Origin of the sequence: Blastomonas ursincola, from assembly GCF_013607875.1 — a bacterium.
Lineage (GTDB): Bacteria > Pseudomonadota > Alphaproteobacteria > Sphingomonadales > Sphingomonadaceae > Blastomonas > Blastomonas ursincola.
Genome location: NZ_VDES01000002.1, coordinates 425,455 through 447,517, shown reverse-complemented (window position 1 = coordinate 447,517; position 22,063 = coordinate 425,455). Strand labels below are relative to the sequence as shown.

General features: G+C 65.6%; 27 protein-coding genes. 15 read left to right on the top strand and 12 right to left on the bottom strand.

Features of this window, described 5'->3' with window-relative positions:
- Positions 1 to 144: 144 nt before the first annotated feature.
- From FG486_RS08165 to FG486_RS08145, 5 genes are all read right to left on the bottom strand, one after another.
- Positions 145 to 453, bottom strand: coding sequence for a hypothetical protein (locus FG486_RS08165; RefSeq protein ID WP_066276263.1), 309 nt, complete (start codon positions 451 to 453; stop codon positions 145 to 147).
- Positions 453 to 740: a flagellar biosynthesis anti-sigma factor FlgM gene (flgM, locus tag FG486_RS08160; protein WP_206678380.1), complete on the bottom strand. Its 288-nt coding sequence runs from the start codon at positions 738 to 740 to the stop codon at positions 453 to 455. Before flgM ends, FG486_RS08165 begins: the two co-directional genes overlap by 1 nt.
- A gap of 115 nt (positions 741 to 855) precedes the next feature.
- Complete coding sequence (locus tag FG486_RS08155) at positions 856 to 1,407, bottom strand: hypothetical protein (RefSeq protein WP_082750931.1); 552 nt, start codon at positions 1,405 to 1,407, stop codon at positions 856 to 858.
- 53 nt (positions 1,408 to 1,460) lie between these two features.
- The gene (locus FG486_RS08150; protein ID WP_181267186.1) at positions 1,461 to 1,946 is read right to left on the bottom strand and encodes a hypothetical protein; all 486 of its coding nucleotides are present in this window, start codon (positions 1,944 to 1,946) and stop codon (positions 1,461 to 1,463) included.
- Positions 1,943 to 2,641: a MotA/TolQ/ExbB proton channel family protein gene (locus tag FG486_RS08145; protein ID WP_181267185.1), complete on the bottom strand. Its 699-nt coding sequence runs from the start codon at positions 2,639 to 2,641 to the stop codon at positions 1,943 to 1,945. Before FG486_RS08145 ends, FG486_RS08150 begins: the two co-directional genes overlap by 4 nt.
- Positions 2,642 to 2,881: 240 nt before the next feature.
- Here FG486_RS08145 and flgB point away from each other — a divergent pair, with 240 nt between their 5' ends.
- From flgB to FG486_RS08080, 13 genes are all read left to right on the top strand, one after another.
- Complete coding sequence (flgB, locus tag FG486_RS08140) at positions 2,882 to 3,232, top strand: flagellar basal body rod protein FlgB (protein ID WP_023838682.1); 351 nt, start codon at positions 2,882 to 2,884, stop codon at positions 3,230 to 3,232.
- 3 nt (positions 3,233 to 3,235) lie between these two features.
- A complete protein-coding gene (flgC, locus tag FG486_RS08135; protein ID WP_066276275.1) occupies positions 3,236 to 3,640 on the top strand; it encodes a flagellar basal body rod protein FlgC in 405 nt (134 codons plus the stop codon).
- Positions 3,637 to 4,293: a flagellar hook assembly protein FlgD gene (locus FG486_RS08130; RefSeq protein ID WP_137775780.1), complete on the top strand. Its 657-nt coding sequence runs from the start codon at positions 3,637 to 3,639 to the stop codon at positions 4,291 to 4,293. The genes flgC and FG486_RS08130 overlap by 4 nt, the downstream gene beginning before the upstream one ends.
- 68 nt (positions 4,294 to 4,361) lie before the next feature.
- The gene (locus tag FG486_RS08125) at positions 4,362 to 5,192 is read left to right on the top strand and encodes a flagellar hook-basal body complex protein (RefSeq protein ID WP_137775781.1); all 831 of its coding nucleotides are present in this window, start codon (positions 4,362 to 4,364) and stop codon (positions 5,190 to 5,192) included.
- Positions 5,193 to 5,241: 49 nt separating this feature from the next.
- A complete protein-coding gene (locus FG486_RS08120) occupies positions 5,242 to 5,985 on the top strand; it encodes a flagellar basal body rod protein FlgF (RefSeq protein WP_181267184.1) in 744 nt (247 codons plus the stop codon).
- 25 nt (positions 5,986 to 6,010) lie between these two features.
- On the top strand, positions 6,011 to 6,802 hold the full coding sequence (gene flgG / locus FG486_RS08115; protein ID WP_181267183.1) for a flagellar basal-body rod protein FlgG: 792 nt from the start codon (positions 6,011 to 6,013) through the stop codon (positions 6,800 to 6,802).
- Positions 6,803 to 6,808: 6 nt separating this feature from the next.
- Complete coding sequence (locus FG486_RS08110) at positions 6,809 to 7,507, top strand: flagellar basal body L-ring protein FlgH (RefSeq protein ID WP_066284497.1); 699 nt, start codon at positions 6,809 to 6,811, stop codon at positions 7,505 to 7,507.
- 12 nt (positions 7,508 to 7,519) lie between these two features.
- Complete coding sequence (locus tag FG486_RS08105; protein WP_181267182.1) at positions 7,520 to 8,632, top strand: flagellar basal body P-ring protein FlgI; 1,113 nt, start codon at positions 7,520 to 7,522, stop codon at positions 8,630 to 8,632.
- Positions 8,629 to 8,991, top strand: a complete 363-nt coding sequence (locus FG486_RS08100) for a rod-binding protein (RefSeq protein WP_338401593.1) — start codon at positions 8,629 to 8,631, stop codon at positions 8,989 to 8,991. The genes FG486_RS08105 and FG486_RS08100 overlap by 4 nt, the downstream gene beginning before the upstream one ends.
- Entirely contained in the window at positions 8,988 to 10,319 is a 1,332-nt protein-coding gene (flgK, locus tag FG486_RS08095) for a flagellar hook-associated protein FlgK (RefSeq protein ID WP_066284491.1), read from the top strand. The genes FG486_RS08100 and flgK overlap by 4 nt, the downstream gene beginning before the upstream one ends.
- Before the next feature lie 19 nt (positions 10,320 to 10,338).
- Positions 10,339 to 11,208 (top strand): flagellin, encoded by an 870-nt coding sequence (locus tag FG486_RS08090; RefSeq protein ID WP_066284488.1) that lies wholly within the window; start codon positions 10,339 to 10,341, stop codon positions 11,206 to 11,208.
- Positions 11,209 to 11,363: 155 nt separating this feature from the next.
- A complete protein-coding gene (gene motA, locus FG486_RS08085) occupies positions 11,364 to 12,227 on the top strand; it encodes a flagellar motor stator protein MotA (protein WP_066284486.1) in 864 nt (287 codons plus the stop codon).
- A gap of 3 nt (positions 12,228 to 12,230) precedes the next feature.
- Positions 12,231 to 13,232 carry a flagellar motor protein MotB gene (locus tag FG486_RS08080; protein WP_066284484.1) on the top strand — a complete coding sequence of 334 codons (1,002 nt, stop codon included), beginning with the start codon at positions 12,231 to 12,233 and terminating at the stop codon, positions 13,230 to 13,232.
- A 28-nt stretch (positions 13,233 to 13,260) separates the two neighbouring features.
- Here the strand turns inward: FG486_RS08080 and ribH are convergent, their stop codons facing one another.
- The 5 genes from ribH to FG486_RS08055 form a co-directional block, all read right to left on the bottom strand.
- Positions 13,261 to 13,683, bottom strand: coding sequence for a 6,7-dimethyl-8-ribityllumazine synthase (gene ribH, locus FG486_RS08075; protein ID WP_066284480.1), 423 nt, complete (start codon positions 13,681 to 13,683; stop codon positions 13,261 to 13,263).
- Positions 13,684 to 13,722: 39 nt separating this feature from the next.
- Positions 13,723 to 14,316, bottom strand: a complete 594-nt coding sequence (locus FG486_RS08070) for an ABC-type transport auxiliary lipoprotein family protein (RefSeq protein ID WP_066284479.1) — start codon at positions 14,314 to 14,316, stop codon at positions 13,723 to 13,725.
- A gap of 11 nt (positions 14,317 to 14,327) precedes the next feature.
- Positions 14,328 to 15,275, bottom strand: coding sequence for an MlaD family protein (locus tag FG486_RS08065; protein ID WP_181267181.1), 948 nt, complete (start codon positions 15,273 to 15,275; stop codon positions 14,328 to 14,330).
- Between the two features lie 67 nt (positions 15,276 to 15,342).
- Entirely contained in the window at positions 15,343 to 16,191 is an 849-nt protein-coding gene (locus FG486_RS08060) for an ABC transporter ATP-binding protein (RefSeq protein ID WP_181267180.1), read from the bottom strand.
- A complete protein-coding gene (locus FG486_RS08055) occupies positions 16,188 to 17,300 on the bottom strand; it encodes an ABC transporter permease (RefSeq protein ID WP_066284506.1) in 1,113 nt (370 codons plus the stop codon). The genes FG486_RS08060 and FG486_RS08055 overlap by 4 nt, the downstream gene beginning before the upstream one ends.
- 130 nt (positions 17,301 to 17,430) lie before the next feature.
- Here FG486_RS08055 and FG486_RS08050 point away from each other — a divergent pair, with 130 nt between their 5' ends.
- Both FG486_RS08050 and FG486_RS08045 read left to right on the top strand, forming a co-directional pair.
- Positions 17,431 to 18,159: an HAD family hydrolase gene (locus FG486_RS08050; RefSeq protein WP_273301422.1), complete on the top strand. Its 729-nt coding sequence runs from the start codon at positions 17,431 to 17,433 to the stop codon at positions 18,157 to 18,159.
- Positions 18,160 to 18,196: 37 nt separating this feature from the next.
- Entirely contained in the window at positions 18,197 to 19,636 is a 1,440-nt protein-coding gene (locus FG486_RS08045; RefSeq protein ID WP_181267179.1) for a M24 family metallopeptidase, read from the top strand.
- Positions 19,637 to 19,819: 183 nt separating this feature from the next.
- On the opposite strand, the gene FG486_RS08040 is transcribed toward FG486_RS08045, so the two are convergent.
- Entirely contained in the window at positions 19,820 to 20,731 is a 912-nt protein-coding gene (locus tag FG486_RS08040; RefSeq protein ID WP_181267178.1) for a prephenate/arogenate dehydrogenase family protein, read from the bottom strand.
- Positions 20,728 to 21,828, bottom strand: coding sequence for a histidinol-phosphate transaminase (gene hisC / locus FG486_RS08035; protein ID WP_066284107.1), 1,101 nt, complete (start codon positions 21,826 to 21,828; stop codon positions 20,728 to 20,730). The genes FG486_RS08040 and hisC overlap by 4 nt, the downstream gene beginning before the upstream one ends.
- Positions 21,829 to 22,063: the final 235 nt, after the last annotated feature.

Below are 22,063 nucleotides of genomic sequence, written 5' to 3'. Positions count from 1 at the left end.
GGGAGAGGCGATGCGCGTCATGGCAGATTCGCTCGAACGGAAAGCCCCCCCCCTCGATGGGGGAGGATTTCGTACAGCGCACAAACAAAAAGCCCCCCGCCCGCTGGGGGCGAAGGGCCGAATGGAGGTCTTTCGGGGAGAGTATCAGCGCCGGGCGGGGCGGCCTGTATAGGTCGCGACCGTCTGTTCGCCCTGGATCGCGGCGACGCGGCGCTCGACATGGTCGCGCAGGAAGCGCAGGCGCTGCGCGGCAGCGGCATTGTACTTCATCAGCGTTTCCAGCTGGCTGCGGGTGCTGGCATCGGCGCGCAGCACACCCTGGGTGCGCAGGGCATCGGTGATCCCGCCCAGATCGCGGGTGTGCGCGATCATGGCTTCAGTGTCTCCGGCGTCCAGCGCGGCGATCAGCGCGGTTTGCGTGTCCGCAAAGCGCTCAAGCAGTTCGCCCTGCATCAGTTGAGCGATCCGCCGAGGTCGAGTTCGATCATCTTGGCGGCAAGCTTTTCCGCGTCGATGACATAGCTGCCATTGGCCAGCGCATCGCGGATCGCGGCGACGCGGCCTTCGTCGATCGGCGCAGAGGCGGATGCGGTCTGCAGGAAGCTGCTCACCGACACCGCTTCACGCAGGGTATTGTCGGTCGCAGCCGTGGCCGCGCTCGCGCCAACGGTCTTTTCGGTGCTGCCGCCCTTGCGGGTCGCACCGACGATCGGGCTGCCATAGGCATTAATGCGGGACATGGTGTAAAGACCTCGTTCTAGCATGACTTACGTCCTTTAACGGCCTTGGCAGCGGTTGCTTAAGGCGATTTTTTGACAAAGGGTTAACGCGATCTTGCTCGCGCTGGTAAACGGCTCAGTTACTGAGGATCGTGGCGCGGCCCGGTTCGACGATGCGCACGAATATGGGCTTGCCCCTGGGATCGTCGCGCACCGGAATGACCTCGCCGACGCGTCCGTCCTTGTCGGCGATCATCACGCGCGAGAGCGAGAACATCGGCCGGTCGACGGTGAGCAAGATCGGCTCGCCGCGCTTGACGGCCTCGGCGCCCTGCCCTGCCAACGCCCTGGCCTGACCCGGACGCGGGGCGACGGCCTGCTCGCGCTCGGCGGCCAGATCGAGCGGCACGCGGATGCGCCAGCCGAGCGCGGGGCAGCGCACGGCGGCTGCGCCCAGATCAGGTCCGGTGACCTCCAGCGCAACCGGGCAGGCCTTGAGCTTGAGCCGACGATCCACCGGCGCGCGCGCGCCGCCAGGCTCGCCGATGCCAGCGCCCATGGTCGCGGCAACCAGCACGTCGATCTCGTTCAGATCCTGAATGGCTTGCGCCTGTGCCTGGACGCTCGCCGAGGATGCCAGCAGGGGCGCGGCAAGGCCTAGCGCCAGAAATGTTTTGCGAACGGGCATGAACGGTCCTTTGATGACTGTGCCTCGATCACAGCAAGGTCCGTGCCAGAAACTCAGCGCCCGGCCGTATCGCGAGCGCGGATCGTAATGAGCACGGTCCCGCCCGCTGCCGTCTCTCCTTCGCCAGGTCGCGCCAGGTCCGGTAGCATCGCACCATCGCCAACGCCCTGTTCGGCCAGGACGCGCATGATCGCCGCCGTCCGCGCCGCCGCCAGTTCCCAGCGATCAAGCCGCGAGCTGCGGTTGGCCGCCACCACGGGAACGGCAATGGCGAATTCCGCCTGCCGATTCTTGCCGCCAAGCGCGGCAACCGCCTGCCTGCCCCCTGCCGTCAGCCGTGCCTCCTGCGGTTCGAACAGGGTGGTCAGCTTCAACCGGACCTGCTGCGCGCGCGCGGCCCTGTCCTGGCCGAAGCTTTCCGAGAACGCGTCGGCCACGGCGGGATGACGATCGCCGACGCTGGCGATCATCGCCATCACACCGGTCATGATCAGCGCAAGGTCCAGAAACGACAATGTGGTGCGCTGTGCCGGCGTCATATATGTTCCACCGGGCGCGGCGGCTGCGCCTCCGCCTCTTCCTTGCGCTTCTGTGCGGCGGCGATGTCGGCATATTCGCGTCGGCCGATATCCACCAGGCGTCGTGCGGCATCCTCTTCCCAGTGAATCTGTTCGCCCGCGATGCGCGCCAGGCGCTGCGCGATCGGGCCCGCGATCACGTTGGCCAGCACCAGTCCATATAAGGTGGTGAGCAATGCGACCGCCATCGCGCGGCCGATCGAGGCGGCATCGCTGACATTGCCGAACAGCAGGATCAGCCCGATGACGGTGCCGAGCATGCCCATGGCGGGCGCGCAATCGGCGACATTCTCCCAGAAGCGCACCATCGCGGTCAGGCGCGCGCGGCGCTGCGCCGCCAGCCGGACGATCGCAGCCTGAAAGCCGTCGAGCGACCGGTGGTTGGCCATCGCGTCGGCGGCGGCAGACACGAACGCCCCGCCCGACTTCACCCGGTCGGCGCAACTGATGCCGCGGCTTTCGACCATATGCTCGATGCGCAGGACCGCGCGATAGCCGTCATCGGCCTGTTCCTGCACCTTCAGCCACAGTTCGCGGCGCAATGCGGAAAAGCCGCTCAGCGCAGCCGACGTACCGTTCTGTGCCCAGGCGACGGCAAAGCTGGTGCCCACCACGCCAAGCAGCGCGGCGGGATCGATAAAGGCGGCAATCGACATCGCGTATCCGTTCAAACCCCCGATTGCCCCCGGCACAGCGGCAGAAAATTGCCGCCTGACTGGCAGATAATTGCCACCCCCTCCACGGATCGTTGACGCATGACCAGGGCCATCCCGTCCGGAACCGCGGATTTCCGGCATTTCCATCAATTGGCACAGGCTTTGCTTCTCCCTTGGGCGACGCACTCTGTCCATCGCTTAGGACGGCAGATGCAGCCACAGTTTAAGAGGAATGGTCCCATGGGGGCAGACAGGCTTTTCGGAATGCACGGCACGGCGCTGCAGCTGCGATCGCAGCGGCTGTCGATGCTGGCATCGAACATCGCCAATGCCGGAACGCCCGGATACAAGGCGCGCGACCTGGACTTCGACAAGGCCATGCAGCGCGTGCAGAGCGGCGACACGCTCGACGCGGCGCTCGGCGAGAATGCGGGCTATCGCATTCCGCTGCAGCCCTCGATGGACGGCAACACCGTCGAGCTGTCGACCGAGCAGACGCTGTTTGCCGAAAACGCCATCGGCTATTCGACCACGCTTTCCTTCCTCGAGGGCCGCGTCGCGACGCTGACCCGCGCGATCAAGGGAGAATAAGCCATGCCCGGTCCCATGAGCGTTTTCGACATTTCGGGCCGCGCCATGTCGGCCCAGCTGTCGCGACTGAACACCACCGCATCGAACCTGGCCAATGCCCGCACCACCTATGCGAGCGAGAAAGAGGCCTATCGCGCGATCAAGCCGGTGTTCAAGACCATCGAGGAACGCCCCGGGGTCGCCACCGTCCAGGTCGAAAAGGTCGTCCAGTCGGACATCAAGCCGGTCAAGCGGCACGACCCCACCAATCCGCTCGCCGATGACGAGGGCTATGTCTGGGATGCCGGGGTCGATGAGACCGCCGAGCTGATCGATATGCTCGAGACCGCCCGGCAATATCAGAACAACGTGCAGGTGATGCAGACCGCCAAGTCGCTGATCCTCGATACCGTGAGGATGGGCAAATGACGACCGTCACCAATGACTTCGTTTCGCAATACCAGAAGCAGACCGCGAGCGTCCCGAGCGCGAACAGCAAGGAATCGCTGGGCCAGGCCTCGTTTCTGAAGCTGATGACCGCGCAGCTCAAGTTCCAGGATCCGTTCAAGCCGGTCGAGAACAAGGACATGGTCGCGCAGATGGCGCAGTTCAGCCAGGTCGCGGGCATTTCCGAGATGAACGCGTCGCTGAAGGCCATTGCCGGCTCGTTCGGCACCTCGCGCCTCGCTGAAGCCGCCAATTTCATCGGCCGGTCGGTGCTGCAGGATGGCGACACCGCCTATGCCGATGCGCAGGGCCGCTATTCCGGCGAGTTCAACCTGGCCAATGCGGCGAGCAACGTCTCGCTCGAATGGCTCGATAGTGCGGGCAATGTCGTCCACACCCAGGAGATGGGCAATCTGCCCGCGGGCCGCATCCCTTTCCAGCTCGTCAGCGAGGACGACCAGGGCAACCCGGCCGATATCGGCCCGCTCAAGGTGCGCATCAAGGGCGCCGCCGCCTCCACCGTTTCGACCTGGCTGCCGGTGACGGCGGTCGAATCCAGCAGCACGGGTGCCGACGCCCTGCTGGTGACCCCCGCCGGTTCGTTTTCCGCCAGCAGCGCCAGGCGCATCACCTGAGCTGCCCGATCCACCCACCCAGAACGACCCGATTTCACTGACCAAGTTTCACTGAGGAGTAAGCCCAAATGTCCTTCATCACCTCGCTCAGCGGCCTCAAGGCAGCGCAGACCGATCTTGCGACGGTCTCGAACAACATCGCCAACTCGAGCTCGACCGGCTTCAAGAAGAGCAAGGCCACCTTCGGTGACCTGTTCGCCTCTGCCCCGACACAGAGCACCAAGTCGGTCGCGGGCCAGGGTGTGCGCCTGACCGGCATCGTCCAGCAGTTCACGCAAGGCTCGCTCAACTCGACCGACCGCACGCTCGATCTCGCGATCGCCGGCGACGGCTTCTTCATCGTCGAAGGCTCCTCGCCGCGCCAGGCACAGAGCTTCACCCGCAACGGCAACTTCTTCGTCAACGTCAACCGCGAGGTCGTCGACAATATCGGCAACCGCGTGCAGATGCTCCCGGTCGATGCCAATGGCCGCGTGACCTCGACCGCCGCTGCCGACCTTTACGACTTCGTGCTGCCCCAGAACGACCCGGCCGATCCCAATGCGGTGCTGTCGAACATCACGATCAGCGACGAGGGCGTGGTCAGCGCCACCTTCTCCAACGGCACCCAGACGCGGATCGGCGCGGTCGCGATGGCGAGCTTCGCTGCCGCCGAAGGCCTTCGCCCGATCGGCGATGCGCACTGGCAGTCGACCGGCGTGTCGGGCACACCTCTGATCAACCAGGCGGGCAACGGCCCGCTCGGCACCGTCCGTTCGGGAACGCTCGAAGCGGCCAATATCGACCTGACCGAAGAACTGGTCTCGCTGATCGCGGCGCAGCGCAACTTCCAGGCGAACGCCCAGGCGCTCGAAACCGCGAACACGCTGACCCAGACGATCGTCAACCTGCAGACCTGATGATCCGCGCTTAACCCTTTTGTAATCCGCAAAACCAAGGTGCCCTGACATGGACAAGATGATCCACATCAACCTGAAAGCCATGCAGGGCATCATGAATCGCCAGACGGCGATCGCCAACAACATGGCGAATGCGGACACGACCGGGTTTCGCGCAGAGATCGTCAACGCCCGCGCGCTCTATGTGCAGGGCGAAGGCCTGGCCAGCCGTGCCTCGACCAGCGAGGCGGTGGTCGGCGCGGACATGAACGCAGGAACGGTCGAGATGACCGGCGGGCCGCTCGACATCGCGATGAACGGCGATGCGCTGCTCGGCGTGCAGGCGGCCGACGGGGCGGAAGCCTATACACGGCGCGGCGACCTGATGGTCAACGAAAGCGGGCTGCTGACCACCGGCGACGGGTTCCCCGTGCTCGGCCAGGGCGGCCCGATCACGCTGCCCCAGGCGGACAAGATCAGCATCGCGTCCGACGGCATGATCTCGATCGTGCCGGCCGGAGGCGATCCCAACCAGCCGATCGAGGCGGGCCGCCTGAAGCTGGTCAGCCCGCAGGGCAGCGAGATCAAGAAGGGCCTGGACGGCCTGTTCAGGGTGCCGAATGACGGCGCCCTGCCCGAGGATCCCGACGCAACGGTGACCACCGGTGCGCTCGAGGGGTCGAACGTGAACATGACCCAGGCGCTGGTCGACATGATCAAGGCCAGCCGCGCCTGGGAAACCCAGGTCAAGATGCTGACCACCGCGCAGGAAATGGACGATGGCGGCGCATCCATCATGCGGATGCCGAGCTGAGCCGAGCGAAACGGAGTGAAATGAGATGAGCAACGGAGCCCTTCAGGTCGCCCGTACCGGGCTGGACGCGCAGAACACCAAGATGCGCGTCATCGCCAACAACCTGGCGAACGTGAACACCACCGGTTTCAAGCGCGACCGGGCCAATTTCGAATCGCTGGCCTATCAGCAGCAGATCGCCCCGGGCGCCCGCGCCGATGCGCAGAACCGCTATGCCACCGGCCTTTCGGTCGGCACCGGCGTGCGGGTCGCCAACACGAGCCGCATCGAAACCCAGGGTTCGGCCCAGATCACCAACAATTCGCTCGACGTGATGATCGAGGGCAACGGCTATTTCCAGCTGCAGATGCCCGATGGCAGCTTCGCCTTCACCCGCGCAGGCAATTTCACCCAGACCGCCGACGGCCTGCTGGTCACGCAGGAAGGCCTGCCGGTCGTCCCGAACATCCAGATTCCGCCCGGCGTCACCAGCATCACCATCGGTTCGGACGGCATGGTTTCCGCCACGCTCGCCGGGCAGACCGATCCCAGCGAACTGGGTCAGATCGAGCTTGCCAGCTTCGTCAACCCGGCAGGCCTGCAGTCGATCGGCAACAACCTGCTGACCCAGACCGCTGCCAGTGGCCCGCCGGTGACCGGTGCAGCCGGTATCGAAGGCCGCGGCACCCTGCGCCAGGGCGTTCTCGAAGGATCGAACGTCAACATCGTCGAAGAGCTGGTCGACATGATCGAGACCCAGCGCGCCTATGAGGTCAATTCCAAGATGATCAAGGCGACCGACGAGATGCTGCAGTTCGCCAACCAGCAGGTCGGCTGAGGATAGATGACGATGCTTCGCACCTCTCTCCGCCACGGCCTGACCGCAGCTCTGCTGGTCGCACTGTGCGCGGCAACGCCTGCTCTGGCCAAGAAGAAGAAGGCGCCCATCCAGCCCGATCCGGACTATGCGCCGACCCTGTCGATGCCACAGCCGGCGCCGGCCGTGCCCAATGGCGCGATCTTTCAGGCGAGCAACGGCTATTCGGCACTGACCAACGGCGCGCGCGCCGCGATGGTGGGCGATGTGCTGACCATCGCGCTGGTCGAACGTACTCAGGCGGCCAAGTCCAACGGCGCCAATACCGAACGCAATGGCAGCATCGGCCTCACCCCACCGACCACCGGCCCCTTGAGCTTCTTCAACCCGTCCGATGTCGCGGCGGGCGGCAATACCAGCTTCCAGGGCACCGGCACGGCGCAGCAGTCCAACTCGCTTCAGGGCCAGATCACCGCGACCATCGCCGAGGTCTATCCCAATGGCACCATGCTGGTGCGCGGCGAGAAGCTGATCAGCCTCAACCGGGGTGCAGAACATATCCGTTTCAGCGGCATCGTCCGCGCCGTCGATATCAGCGCAGAGAATGTCGTCCCGTCGTCACGCGTCGCCAATGCGCAGATCATCTATGGCGGCACCGGCGAGATCGCTCGCGCCAGCCAGAAGGGCTGGCTGCAGCGCTTCTTCGAAATCATCAGCCCGTTCTGAAGGCCCATTGACATGACGCTTGCCTCCACCTTCCGCATGTTTGCCGCGCTGCTGCTGGCAATCTGTGCCGCAACGCAGCCTGTCCAGGCCGAGCGCATCAAGGATCTGGGAACGTTCCAGGGTCTGCGCGCCAACCAGCTGACCGGCTATGGCATCGTGGTGGGCCTGCCCGGAACCGGCGACGACAACCTGCAATATGCCACGCTGGCCATGCGCGGCGTGACCAATCGCTTCGGCCTGACGCTGCCGCCGGGCATCAACCCGGCCACCCGCAACGCCGCCGCGGTCATGGTCACCGCCGAGCTGCCCCCGATGGCCAAGCCCGGCCAGCGCCTTGACGTGACCGTCTCTGCCATCGGCCAGGCCAAGTCCCTGCGCGGCGGAACGCTGATCATGATGCCGCTGCTGGGTGCCGATGGACAGATCTATGCCATGGCCCAGGGCAATCTGGCGGTGGGCGGACTTGGCGTGACCGGCGCGGACGGCTCGAACACGGTCGTCAACATTCCGTCGGTCGGACGCATCGCCGGCGGGGCCACGGTGGAACGCACCGTGGATACCGGGTTCGACCAAAGCCCGCATCTGCTGTTCAACCTGAACGATGCCGATCTGACCACGGCCATGCGCGTTGCCGACGCGATCAACGGCCAGTTCGGCTATGCGCTGGCGGTGGCCAATGACGCCGTGTCGGTGCGGATCGCCGCCCCGGTGACCCCGCAGGAGCGGGTGCTGATGATGTCCCGAATCGAGAATATTCCGGTCACCCCGGCAGAAGCTGCCGCGAAAGTAATTGTTAACGCGCGCACGGGTACGGTCGTTATCAATGGCGCGGTACGGATCGGGCCGGCGGCGGTGAGCCATGGCAAGCTGACCGTGAAGGTGCAGGAAGCACCCACTGTCGTGCAGCCCGCGCCGTTCAGCCAGGGCCAGACCTCGGTCGAACAGCGCAGCCAGGTAGAGATCGAGGAACAGACCAACCCGGCATTCGAAATCACGAAAGGTGCCAACTTGTCCGAGATTGTCGAAACGATCAATGCCATCGGCGCCTCGCCGAGCGATCTCGCCGCGATCCTGGAAGCGTTGAAGCAGTCCGGCTCGCTCAAGGCGGAGCTCGTGATCCTGTGACCGTCATGCCCGCCTCTGCCGCCTTCCCGCTTGCGCGCACCAGCGCGGCGCTGCCGCTCGACAAGCAGGCCAAAGCCGCCGCGTCCGCTGCCAGCGGCGCGCAAGGTGCCGCGCCGGGCAGGAGCGAAGCCGAAACGGCCGAGCTGCGCAAGGCGGCGCAGTCGTTCGAGGCGATCTTCCTGCGCCAGATGATCGGTGCGATGCGCAGCGCCACCGATGGCGACACGTTGCTCGGGTCTTCGGCCACCGACCAGTTCCGCGACCTGATGGACGCGCGCGTCGCCGAGGACATGGCGGGCAAGCAGAGCTTCGGCATCGCCGACATGGTGCTCAAGCAGTTCGGGATCGATAAGCCATGAGCAACCTGCTGAACATCGGCCGATCGGGCCTGCGCGCGTTCTCGCGCTCGATGGATGCGGTGTCGCACAACATCGCCAATGCCGAAAATCCGGATTATGTGCGCCGCAGCGTGCAGATGAGCGATGCCACCGTGTCGAGCGCGCTCAATCCCGCTTATCTGTCGCAGACCGGCCTCAACGGCGTGCGGGTGGCACAGACGGTGCGCGCATCGGACGAGTTCATTGAGGCGCAGGTCCGCCAGAGCGGCGCCGCGCGCATCCGCGCCGAGACCCAGGTCACCTGGATGGAGCGGATCGAGACCAATCTCGACAATGCCGGATCGAATGTCGGCAGCCGGCTCAACACCTTTTTCAGCCGCGCCGAAGAGGTGGCGGCCGCGCCGTTCGACAATTCGCTCAAGCTCACCCTGCTCAGCGAGCTCGACGCGGTGGTCGATGCCTTCCGCCGCACCGCCAGCAACATGACGCTGACCGCGCAGCAGGTCAGCCAGGCCGCGACGCAGGAAGCCAACACGCTCAACGCCGCGCTCGAGAATCTCAACAAGATCAACCTCGACATCACCCGCACCAAGGAAGGCACCGATGCGCATGCCGGCCTGCTCGATGCGCGCGATGCGATGCTGGCGACGATTTCCGAAAAGCTGAACGCGACGATCAGCCTGGCCCCCAATGGTACCGCGACGCTCACCTATGGCGGACAGCAGCTGGCGGGTGTCAACTTCTTCGCCACCGTGACCTCATCGTCCAATGCCGATGGCAGCCTGGCGCTGCAGGTCAATGGCGTTGCAGTCCCCGTGCCGAGCGAGGGATCGCTGGCCGGGCTCAGCCGCTCGGGCGCGACTGCGCAGGGACGGCTCAACGATCTGACCGCGCTGGCGCAGCAGCTGGTCACCGATATCAATGCCTGGCAGGCCCAGGGCCGCACGCTGGGGGGAGCCGCCGGAGCCCCGCTGCTGACCATGCCGGGCGATGCCTCGACGCTCGCGGTGACGACGCGCGACATCAATCAGCTCGCGATCGCCGGCGCCGATGGCACGCCCAACGGCAATCTGCTGGCACTGCCCGCCCTGCGCACCACGGCGGGCGTCGAGACGCAGTGGAACAATTTCATGGCCGGCTTTGCCACCAGTCTTGCATCGGTGCGCAGCGAATCCGATGCCGCGACCGCGCTCGACGAAGGCGCACGCCGCCGCCGCGATGCGATGTCGGGGGTCGATCTCGACCGCGAGGCCGCCGATCTCATCCGGCTGCAACAGGCCTATGAAGCGTCGGCCCGGGTGATCCAGGTCGCGCGCGAAACCATGCAATCCATCCTGAACATCTTCTAACGCGACAAGGCACGACATCATGGTCCAATCCGTCAACCGCTATCGCGCGCCGCAGGATGTCACCCGGCAGGTGCGGCTGAGCCAGCAGATCGCCGATCAGCAGGCGCTGGTCAGCGGCGAGAGCCGCATCGCCCGGCCCTCGAACGATCCCAAGGCCTGGCTCGAGTCCTCGAACATCTCGCGCTTCCAGTCGGACGAAGCCGCCTGGGTCAACAATCTGGGCCGCGCCGACACGCGCGCCAACCAGGCCGAGGCGAGCCTCAACACCATCGTGAGCGGGCTCATCCGCACGCGCGAGCTGCTGCTGCTGGCCAATACCGGCACGATCAGCACGGCCGACCCCGAAGTGCTCGCGCTCGAGGTCGAGGGGATCAACGCCGATTTCAACGATGCGCTGGGCCAGCGCGACAATTTCGGCGGGCAGCTGTTCGGCAACGGGCCGGTCATCCGCATTCCGATGGGCGATGCCCGCTTCGTCGTGTCTGCGCCCAATCTGGACGAGGTCCAGGCGAATATCGATGTCGACGGGGGCGCTGGCGGAGCCACGCGCAGCCTGGAACAGATCATGACCGATACCGCCGCCGCGATCCGCGACAACACGGCCACCGGCCAGGCCGCCCGAAATGCGCAGCTGACCGCGCTCGACGGCGCGATCGACCGCATGACGCAGCTGCTGACCCGCCAGGGCGTGGTGAAGAATTCCATCGAATCGGCGCGCGAGGAGCTGGAGCAGAGCAAGCTGTCGCTGGCCTCGCGCAAATCGGAACTGGTCGATGCGAATGTCGCCGAGGCCCTGACCCGGATCCAGACGTTGCTGACCAACCTGCAGGCCACCCAGGCCGTCTATGCCAAGGTCTCTCAACAGTCGCTGCTCGACTTCCTGCGCTGATGATCCACCGGGTTAACGCCAACGCCCGCGCTGTTAACCCTGTTTTGCGCTTAACCACGATCGTCAAAAGCCGTTCTACGATCTGAACGGGCCGGTTTTTCAGCCCGCATTGCGCCACCGTCCGGTGGGCAATTATCACGATCAAGGGAACCGCGATGTTCGCAGCAATTGGCTTTGTCGTCCTGATCGCCATGGTGTTCGGCGGGTTCATTCTCGCCGGGGGCAGCATGGGCGTCATTCTGCACGCCCTGCCGCTGGAAATGATGATCATCGGCGGCGCGGCTGCAGGCTCGATGCTGATCGGCAATTCGGGCGCGCACATCAAGGCGATCGGCGGCGGCGTCAAGACCGCGTTCAAGGGTGCCAAGTACAAGAAGCAGGATTTTCTCGACTGCATCTTCCTGGTGTCCAAGCTGATGAAGATGCTGCGCACCGAAGGCCCGGTGGCGCTCGAGCCGCATATCGAGGACCCCAAGAGCTCCTCGGTCTTTTCGGAATATCCCACGCTGCTCAAGGATACGACGCTGATCCATCTGATCTGCGATTCGCTGCGCCTCGTCGTCGTCTCGTCGGGCCAGCTCGATCCGCATGCGGTGGAGGATGTCGTCGATCAGGCGATCAAGACGCATCACCACGAGGCGGTCGGCCCCGCCGACGGCCTGCAGAACCTCGCGGATGCCTTGCCCGCGCTCGGGATCGTCGCGGCCGTTCTCGGGATCGTCAAGACCATGGGCTCGATCGACAAGCCGCCGGCCATCCTGGGCGAAATGATCGGTTCGGCACTGGTCGGTACGTTCCTCGGGATTTTTCTCGCTTATGGTCTGGTCGGTCCGCTAGCCAACCGCTGCAAGCAGGTGATCGAGGCCGATGGCGCGATGTATCACGTTGCCAAACAGATCATCATCGCATCGCTCCACGGCCATCCGCAGCCGCTGGTGATCGAGGCTGCACGCTCGAGCCTGGGTCACGCCAACCAGCCGACCTTTGCCGACGTGTTCGACGGCATGCGGGGCCGCTAAGCCATGGCCAAGCGCAAGCCCGATCCGGTGGAGAATGTCCGCCCGATCATCGTCAAGAAGATCATCGAGGAAGGCCATGGCGGCCATCATGGCGGCGCCTGGAAGGTGGCCTATGCTGACTTCGTGACGGCAATGATGGCCTTCTTCCTGCTGATGTGGCTGCTCGGCGCGACCGAGGAAAAGGACCGCAAGGCAATTGCCGACTATTTCGCGCCGACCATCGTCGAGCTGAAATCGGGCAGCGCCGGCTCCAACGGCCTGTTCGGCGGGGAATCGATCGTCGGGCGCGACGATTATCCCAACCGCGCCGGCCAGACTGGAACGCGGACGATCACCATTCCGCAGGATGCCACCGGGACCGCCGATGATGCCGGCAAGAGCCCCTATAGCAACATGACCGAAGAGCAGCGGGCGGCGATGCGGAAGGCGCAGCAGCTGGCCGAGAAGGAACAGTTCGAGAAGCTCAAGAAGCAGCTCGAGGAGCGGCTAGGCGGCAGCGAGCAGCTCAGCAAGCTGCTCAAGAACGTGCGCTTCACCGATACGCGTGAAGGCCTGCGCATCGACCTGGTGGACGAAGCCAATTTCAGCATGTTCGCGCTGTCGACCGACAAGCTGGTTCCCAAGGCGGCCGAATTGCTGAAAGAGGTCGCGCAGGTCATCAACGGTATGCCCAATCCGGTGATCATCCGCGGGCATACCGATGCCCTGCCCTATGCCTCGGGCAAGACGATGAACAACTGGATGCTCTCGACCAGCCGCGCCGAGGCGACGCGCAGGGCGCTGGTGATCGGGGGGATAAATCCGGGTCAGGTGCACCGCATCGAAGGCGTGGCCGACAAGGAGCCATACAATCCGATGGACCGCAACGACCCGGCCAACCGCCGCATCTCGATTACCCTGGCATTTACCGACCCGACCGCAGGATCGGCGAGTGCACCGGGCGGCGCGAAGGCACCCGGCGCCATGCCGTCACGGCCCGTTCCCGCGCCGCTACCCTCCAAATAGGGGAACGGTCGGGCCGGGGACGGCAGCGTCAGCCGGCGAGCTTCTCTGAAATCTCGAGCATGGCGATGGCGGCGCGGGCAGCGTCGCCGCCCTTGTCCTTCTCGTCCTTCTTTGCCCGGGTGAGCGCCTGGGCCTCGTTCTCGACGGTGAGAATGCCATTGCCGATCGGCAGGCCGTCGAGCGTCAGCGCCATGATCGCGCGCGCGCTTTCGTTCGAGACCACCTCGAAATGATAGGTCTCGCCGCGGATGATCACGCCGATCGCGACAAAACCGTCAAAACGCTGCGTTTCCGATGCCATGGCGATGGCTGCCGGGATTTCCAGCGCCCCCGGAACGGTCAGCGTTTCATGGCTGTGCCCCGCCGCCTTGATCGCGGCGCGCGCGCCTTCGAGCAGCAGGTCGTTCAAATGATCGTAGAAGCGTGCCTCGACGATGAGGAAATGCGCCATGGTTCGATTATCCTGTAATGAAGCGGAAAAAGAGGCCGATCAGCCAGTGGTCCAGGCCGCGACCTCGGCCGCGACCGTGTTTGCCGCCTGGTTCAATGCCGCACCCACCGTCACCGCGTCAACCGTCGCGACCGGAACGCTCGCCTCGAAGCGCTGCTTGCGCAAGGGGCTGCCGGGCTTGCGCACCACCGCGTCGAAGCGGACGATCGCAGCGCGCCTGTCCTCGTCATAGCCGAAGCGCTGGAGCTGGCCCGAGAGCATCGTGCTGCGCTCGGCCCCGGTCTCGACCTGGTCGAGCACCAGCCGCCCGCTCTTCGCCGCCAGCGTCTCGGCCAGCACGGTGCGGAACAATCGCGCGGGCTTGTCCGCCCAGACCGCATCCTTGACATAGGCGATGGCACTGTCGCTGACCTGCACCGGCACGCGCACCTGATCGAGCGTGCGCTCGACCGTGGGTGTATCGACCACGATCGCATCGGTCACCGACGCCGATGCCATCGACCCCGCCCCCGGCGTGGCGCTGGAGGTCAGCGTCAGCAACTGCGGCGGCGCTTCGGAACCGAAGCTGACGCAACCGGCGAGCAAGGCGCAGGCAGCGCCGGCGGCCAGCAATGAACGGAACGTGGCGGTCATGGCGTAGCCTCTCAATTCTTCGGCTTGTAATCGGGCAGCGGCGGCGCGCTGAGCAGTCCGCCTGCGCCTTCCTGATCGATCTTCTCGGTGATCGCCGACAGCGCGCGCGCGGTGACGCGCAGGTCGCGCACCAGCGCCTCGGTCTCGGGCAAGGTGGTGGTCGAGAACTGACGCAGACCCGGCTTGGCCTCGTCCATCGTCTCGGTCAGCTTGACCAGCGCCTTGTCGGTATCGGCCAGCGTCTTGGCGAGTTGCCGTGCCAGCGGACGGCCTTCGCTGTCGAGTACTTCCTTGGTCGACTGCGCGGTCATGCCGAGCTGCTCGGCGGCGACCCCCGCCTTGGTCAGCGTCACGCGCAGCTCGGCAAGCGCGGCGCGCAGTTCGGGCGCGCTGTCGGCCAGCTCGCCGGTCAGCCGGCCCGAATTCTTGAGCAGGATCGAGATCGACTTCTGGTTCTCGTCCGACAGGACCTGGGTGAAGCGCTCGGTCAATGTCGCCAGCCGCTCGATCAGCAGCGGCGCATTGTTGAGCAGTTCACCGAGCGCGCCGGGCTTGGTCGGGATGACAGGCACGCCTTCGGGTCCCGGCTCGGTGATCGCGGGCGCGCCCTGCTTGGCACCGTCGAGCTGGATCTGCGACACGCCGGTAAAGCCGACGCCCTGGATGGTGGCGGTGGTGCCTTCGAGGATCGGAACATGCGCATCGACCTCGATCCGCACGCGCACGAACTGCGGGTCCTTGGCCCAGAGCGCGATCTCGGTCACCTGACCAGAGGGCACGCCCGAATAGGCGACGACCGACCCCTTGGCGATGCCGTCGACCGAGGTCTTGAAGAAGATGTCATAGGGCTGCCGATCGGTCTCACCCAGCCCCGCCAACCAGATGACAAAAGCGGCGATGCCCGCCAGCAGCACCAGGGTGACGGTCCCCACCCAGACATGATTGGCGCGTGTTTCCATGGCGTTGGTTATGCCCCTGATGTTCTGATGGTGTAAACCGCCAAAGCGGCGACGGCGTTCCGCAAGGTCATCGCAGGAACCCCCGGCTCTTGCTGCTGGCCGGAAGGCGCTTGCGCTTCAGTTCCTCGTCGGCATGGCTAACGGCGGCAGCGCGGCCGCGCGGGCCGTTGAAATACTCCTGGATCCACGGATGATCGGTGGCGAGCAGTTCGGGGATCGTGCCGATGGCGATGACCTTCTTGTCGGCGAGCACCGCCACCCGGTCGCAGATCTCGTGCAGCGTATCGAGGTCGTGCGTGATCAGGAACACCGTCAGCCCCAGCGTCCGCTGCAGCTCGCGGGTCAGCGCATCGAAGCGCGCCGCGCCGATCGGGTCGAGCCCCGCAGTGGGTTCGTCGAGGAACAGCACGTCGGGATCGAGCGCAAGCGCCCGCGCAAGCCCTGCGCGTTTCTTCATGCCGCCCGAAAGCTCGGACGGATATTTGTCGGCCGCGTCCTCGGGCAGGCCCGACAGCGCGATCTTGTAGAGCGCGATCTCGCGCCGCAGCTTGCGATCGATATTCGGATAGAATTCGGCGAGCGGCACCATCACGTTCTCGGCGACGGTGAGCGTCGAGAACAGCGCCCCGCCCTGGAACAGCACGCCCCAGCGGCTGCGGATCGAGACATCCTCCTCCTCGCCGTCGAGGATCGATTCGCCCAGCACCTCGATGCGCCCGGCATCGGGCCGCTGCAGCCCGATGATCGAGCGCATCAGCACTGACTTGCCGGTACCCGATCCGCCGACCACGCCCAGGATCTCGCCATGCCGCACGTCGAGCGACAGATCCTCGTGCACCACCTGCTCGCCGAAGCTGTTGGTCAGCCCCGTGATGCGAATGGCGACATCGCAGTCCTTTTCCCGCGCTGCGCTCATCCCCAGCCCACTTCGGTAAAGAAGACCGCGAAGAACGCGTCGAGCACGATGACCATGAAGATCGCCTGGACCACGGCGGCGGTGGTGCGCATGCCGACTTCCTCGGCATTGCCGCGCACCTGCATGCCCTGATAGCAGCCGGCGAGCGCGATGATCAGCCCGAAGACCGGAGCCTTGATCATGCCGACATAGAAATCGGTGATCGGGACGACCTCCTGGATGCGCACGACAAAGGTGGCGGGCGGAATCTCGAGCACGATCCAGCACAGGAACGCGCCGCCAATCATCGCGACGATCATCGAATAGAAGCCGAGCAGCGGCATCATCAGCACCGCAGCGGTCACGCGCGGCAGCACCAGGGCCTCGACCGGGGAGACGCCGATCGTGCGCATCGCGTCGACCTCCTCGGTCAGCTTCATCGTGCCGATCTGCGCCGCGAACGCGCTGCCCGACCGGCCCGCGACCATGATTGCGGTCATGAGCACGCCCAGTTCACGAATGGTCAGTCGCCCGACTAGGTTGACGGTGAATACCTCGGCGCCGAACTGGCGCAGCTGCACCGCGCCCTGCTGCGCGATGACGATGCCGATGAGGAAGCTCATCAGCCCGACAATGCCGAGCGCCGAGACGCCGACCAGCTCGAAATGGCGTACGGTCGCGGCCCAGCGGATGCGGCGCGGATGCGCGATCAGCGACAGCAGCGATCGCACCAGCGCGCCGAAAAAGCCGAGCATGCCGAGCATCGAGCCCAAGGCGGTCATCGTCGCCTCGCCGACGCTGGCGAGCACCCGGCTGACCACATTGGGCCGGTGCGGCGGCTCGATATCGCTGATGTCCGATCGGCCCACCGCCTCGACCAACCTGCTGCCCGATTCGCTGAGGTTCACGATCTCGCAGCGCTGGTCGCGTGCCAGCCGATAGACCACCCAGGCGCCGACGGTGTCGATATGCCCGGTATCGGCCATGTCGATCAGCCCGATCGGCTGGTCGATCGCCTTCAACCGCTTGTCGAGAGCGGCAATGGTGGTGATATCGAGATTGCCGGAAAAGCGCAGCACCGCGCCGGTTTCACCGCGCTCTTCGATCGCAAAGTCGGCCGGGGCACCCATATGCCGCCCTTCTTGTGCGATAAACGGTGCGATCACAAGCACCTTGGCGCACAATTGGTCGCAGCGGAATTTGCCATCATGCAGGCCATACGCGGCAAGCACCGGCTTGTTTCCCGCCGCATTGGCGTTAATGCTCGCGGGCGTGGGGGAGAGGCTGGCCTTTTACGATATGGATCGGACGATTACCGTCCATCCGACCTATGCGCGCTTCCTGCTGTGGATGGCGCTGCGCCATGCGCCGTGGCGGCTGGTGCTGCTTCCGCTCTCGCTGCTCGCCGCGATCGGCTATGTCCTGCGCCTGGTCAGCCGCGACCAGCTCAAGCAGATCAACCAGAGGCTGCTGCTGGGCGAACTTCGGGTCGCCTGGCTGGCAGAACCCATGGCAGCACATGCCGAGCATGTCTTTGCAACCAATATCCGCCCCGGCGCGCTCGAGCGCATCGCCGCCGATCGCGCCGAAGGCTATCGCATCGTCATCGCCACGGCGTCCTACCGGCTCTATGTCGAGGCGATCGCGCGGCGCCTTGGGATCGACGACGTGATCGCGACCGACCTTGTCTCCTCGCACGGGACCGTGCAGCCCAAGATTGCCGGGCACAATTGCTACGGCATCCACAAGGCGGAGATGATCGCCGCCTGGATGGCCGAACACGGGCTCGATCCGGCCGAGTGCAGCATCCGCTGCTATTCTGACCATGTCTCGGACATTCCGATGCTCGAACTGGCGCACGAGGCGTTCGTGACCAATGCGCATATGCCGATGCGCATCGTCGCGCGCGAACGCGGCTGGCCCGAGATCGACTGGCCCGGCGCGCTTGCGCCGCAGCACAGGGTGGCGCAACCGGGCATCACCGGCTAGGCAGAAAGCTCGCCTGCGAACAACCCCGGGGAAGCTCATGAAATCCGTCGCCGTCCTGCTGTCCACCGCGCTCGCCGCCTCGCTGATGCTGGCCTCGCCCGTATCGGCCCAGTCTGCCGGCAATACCGCCGAGGCAGAAGCTCCCGATTATCCCGCCATCCTCCCCCTGCGCGAACAGGCGAAGTTGCGCGATGCCTGGCTCGCCCAGCGGCTAGAGACCGTCGTCCCGGCGCTGATGCGCGAACAGGGCGTCGACATGTGGGTGCTGATCGCGCGCGAATATGACGAGGACCCGGTGGTCGCGACCATGCTCGATGCACGTTCGATGCATGCGCGGCGGCGGACGATCCTGGTGTTCTTCGATCCGGGCGAGGGCAAGCCGGTCGAGCGGCTGACGGTGAGCCGTTATGGCCTCGCGGGAATGTTCGCCCCCGTCTGGACGCCCGAGCAACAGCCCGACCAGTGGAAGCGGCTTGCCGAGATCGTCGCCGAGCGCAATCCGCAGAAGATCGCGATGAACATCTCGTCGCAGACCGCGCTCGCCGATGGCCTCAGCCACAGCCAGTACGAGGATTTCGTCGCCGCGCTGCCGCCCGAATATCGCGAGCGAATCGTGCCCGCCGGGCCGCTCGCCATCGGCTGGCTGGAAAGCCGCATCCCCGCCGAGATGGAGGTCTATCCGTCGATCGTCCGCCTGGCGCACGCGATCATCGCCGAGGCGCTGTCCGACAAGGTCATCACGCCGGGCCAGACCACGGCAGAGGATGTGCAGTGGTGGATGCGCGAGAAGATCAGCGCGCTGGGCCTCAAGACCTGGTTCCATCCCTCGCTCGCCATTTTCCGCGCCAGCGAGGCGGGCGAGCTGACCGGCGATGCCGTTATCCAGCCCGGTGACATGCTGTGGACCGATTTCGGCATCACCTATCTGGGGCTAAACACCGATACCCAGCATCTCGCTTATGTTCTCAAACCCGGCGAGACCGACGCGCCGGCCGGCCTGAAGGAAGGGCTCGCTGCCGCCAATGCGGTGCAGGACATATTGACCGGCGAATTCCGTGTCGGCCTGACCGGCAACGACCTGCTCGCGGCCACCCGCGCCAAGGCGATCGCATCGGGCTATCAGCCGAGCATCTATTCGCATCCCATCGGTTTTCACGGGCACGGCGCGGGACCGGCGATCGGCTTCTGGGACAATCAGGACAGCAGCCCCGCCGGCCGCTATCTCGTCCGCGGCAGCACCGCCTGGTCGATCGAGCTCGCGGTCACCAACAACGTGCCCGAATGGGGCGACAAGGCGGTTTCCTTCCGCACCGAGGAGGACATGTTCTTCGACGGCGAGAAGGTCGCATATCTCGACGGGCGGCAGGACAGGTTCCACCTGATCCGCGGCGCAGCGGACGCGCCGGCCGAGACAACCGAGCCCGCACCCCAACCCGAAGCACTGCCGACCGAGCCGGTGGCGGATGCGGGCGAGTAAGGCGAGCAGCTCTCTCCCGTTGAGCTTCGCTCGCCTGCGGCTCAGGGGAGAGATACGAAGGCTTGGCAGCTTGTCTGGCTAGCCGGAGTTGAGAGGGGCTAGGGCAGCGCTTTCCCCTCTCCCTCCGCCGCTACGCGGCTCCTCCCTCTCCCCTCAAGGGGAGAGGGCGTGATGCATATGCCCCTATTGATGCACCCGCCCGAAATCGGGCTTGGCATCATCCTGGCCCTGTTCGATGATCGAGCGGCGGATGGCGCGGGTGCGGGTGAACAGCGCTTCGAGCTCGTCGCCCTTGTCCCAGCGGATCGCGCGCTGCAGCGCGGACAGGTCCTCCGAGAAGCGCTGGAGCATGTCGAGCACCGCGTCCTTGTTCGAGAGGAACACGTCGCGCCACATCACCGGGTCGCTGGCGGCGATGCGGGTGAAATCGCGGAAACCCCCGGCCGAATATTTGATCACCTCGCTCTGCGTCACGCCTTCCAGATCGCTGGCGGTGCCGACGATCGTATAGGCGATGAGGTGCGGCAGATGGCTGGTCACCGCAAGCACCAGATCGTGATGCGCGGCCTCCATCGTCTCGACATTCGCGCCGAGCGCCTGCCAGAACGCCGCGACCCGCTCGCACGCCGCCGCATCGGCGCCGTCATCGGGGGTGAGGATGCACCAGCGGCCCTTGAACAAGGAGGCAAAGCCTGCTTCCGGCCCGCTATTCTCGGTGCCCGCCACCGGGTGCGCAGGCACGATCACGGCCTCGGGCAGCACCGAGCGCAAGGCGGTGAGCACGCTCGCCTTGCACGAGCCGACATCGCTGATGATCGTGTCGGGCGAGAGATGCGGCGCCATGGCGGTGGCGGCGGCAGCCATCGCGCCGACGGGCACGCAGAGGATGACCATTTCGGCGCTCGCCAGTTCGGGGCCGAACCCGGCATTATAGCCGTCGCACAGCCCGATCGCTTGCGCCCGCGCGCAGACATCGGCGCTGCGGTCATAGCCCAGGATGCGCGTATCGGGCAGCGCCTGGCGCACGGCGCGCGCGATCGACGAGCCGATCAGGCCCAGCCCGACGATCGCGATGGTGCCGAAGGGTGCGCTCATGCGGTCACCAGATCCCGCAGCACCTGCGCGATGGCGCGCATATGCGCTTCCTCGCCGATGGTGATGCGCAGCGCATGGCCGAGCCCCTGGCCCTTGGGCCAGCGCACGATATAGCCCGCCTGCATCAGCGCCTGATAGGCCGCCTCCGCACTCACCGCGCCCTCGAACAGCACCAGCAGGAAATTGGCATGGCTCGGCACCACGGTCACGCCATGATTGCCGAGCTGCGCGAGCTCGCCCGCCAGCCATTGCCGCCAGAAACTGTTATGCTCGCGCGAGCGGGTGACGAATTCCTCGTCCGCCAGCGCTGCCAGCGCCGCGGCCTGACCGGTGAGCGTGACGTTGAAGGGCCCCCGGATGCGGTTGAGCGTGTCGATGATGCCTTGCGCGCCATAGCCCCAGCCGATGCGTTCGCCGGCCAGGCCATAGATCTTGGAGAAGGTGCGCGTGACCAGCACGTTGGAATGCCCGGCCGCGAGCTCGAGACCATGATCGTCCTCGTCCGCGTCCAGATATTCCGAATAGGCCTGGTCGAGCACCAGCAGCACATCCGACGGCAGACCGGCATGCAGCCGCGCGATCTCCGCACGGGGTGTCAGCGTGCCTGTGGGGTTGTTGGGATTGGCGAGATAGACCACGCGGGTGCGATCGGTCACGCAGGCGAGCAGCGCATCGACATCGGTGGCGTAGAAGTTGTCTGGCGCAACTACCGGCGTCGCACCGCAGCGCCGCGCGGCAATGTCATAGACCGAAAAGCCGTAACGGACATAGACGACCTCGTCGCCCTGCCCGGCATAGCCCTGCGCCGCGAGGTTGAGCAGCTCGTCCGATCCCGTCCCACACACGATCCGCGCCGGGTCGAGCCCGTGCAGCTTGCCGATCGCCTCGCGCAGCGCGGCGCTGTCCGGATCGGGATAGAGCGAGGGGGCGAGCGCCGCACCGTGCGCGCGCGCCTGGAGCGCCGCCGGGCTGGTGCCGAGCGGGTTCTCGTTGGCGGAGAGCTTGACGAGCGGACGGCCGTCATCGCCGACCGACTTGCCGGGGACATAGGCGTGAATGGATGCGATCCACGATTTGGGCTGGGGCTGGCTGGTCATGGGCCGGGCGCATAGCGCGAGTCGGGCGACAGGGGAAGCCGCGAGCGCCAGACCCGTTCGAGCTGGCAGGGCCTTGCCTGCAAGTCTGCGTAAATGCTTAACAAAATCAATACCGATGCAAGCGAGGCCTGCACCCTTGGCTGACATGAGCAAGCATATGTTAAGTCTGGATAATTCTGGGCGGCACGGCTTTTGCGACTTGCCCCCGATATGAGGCTGCGTTAAGACATCGCCC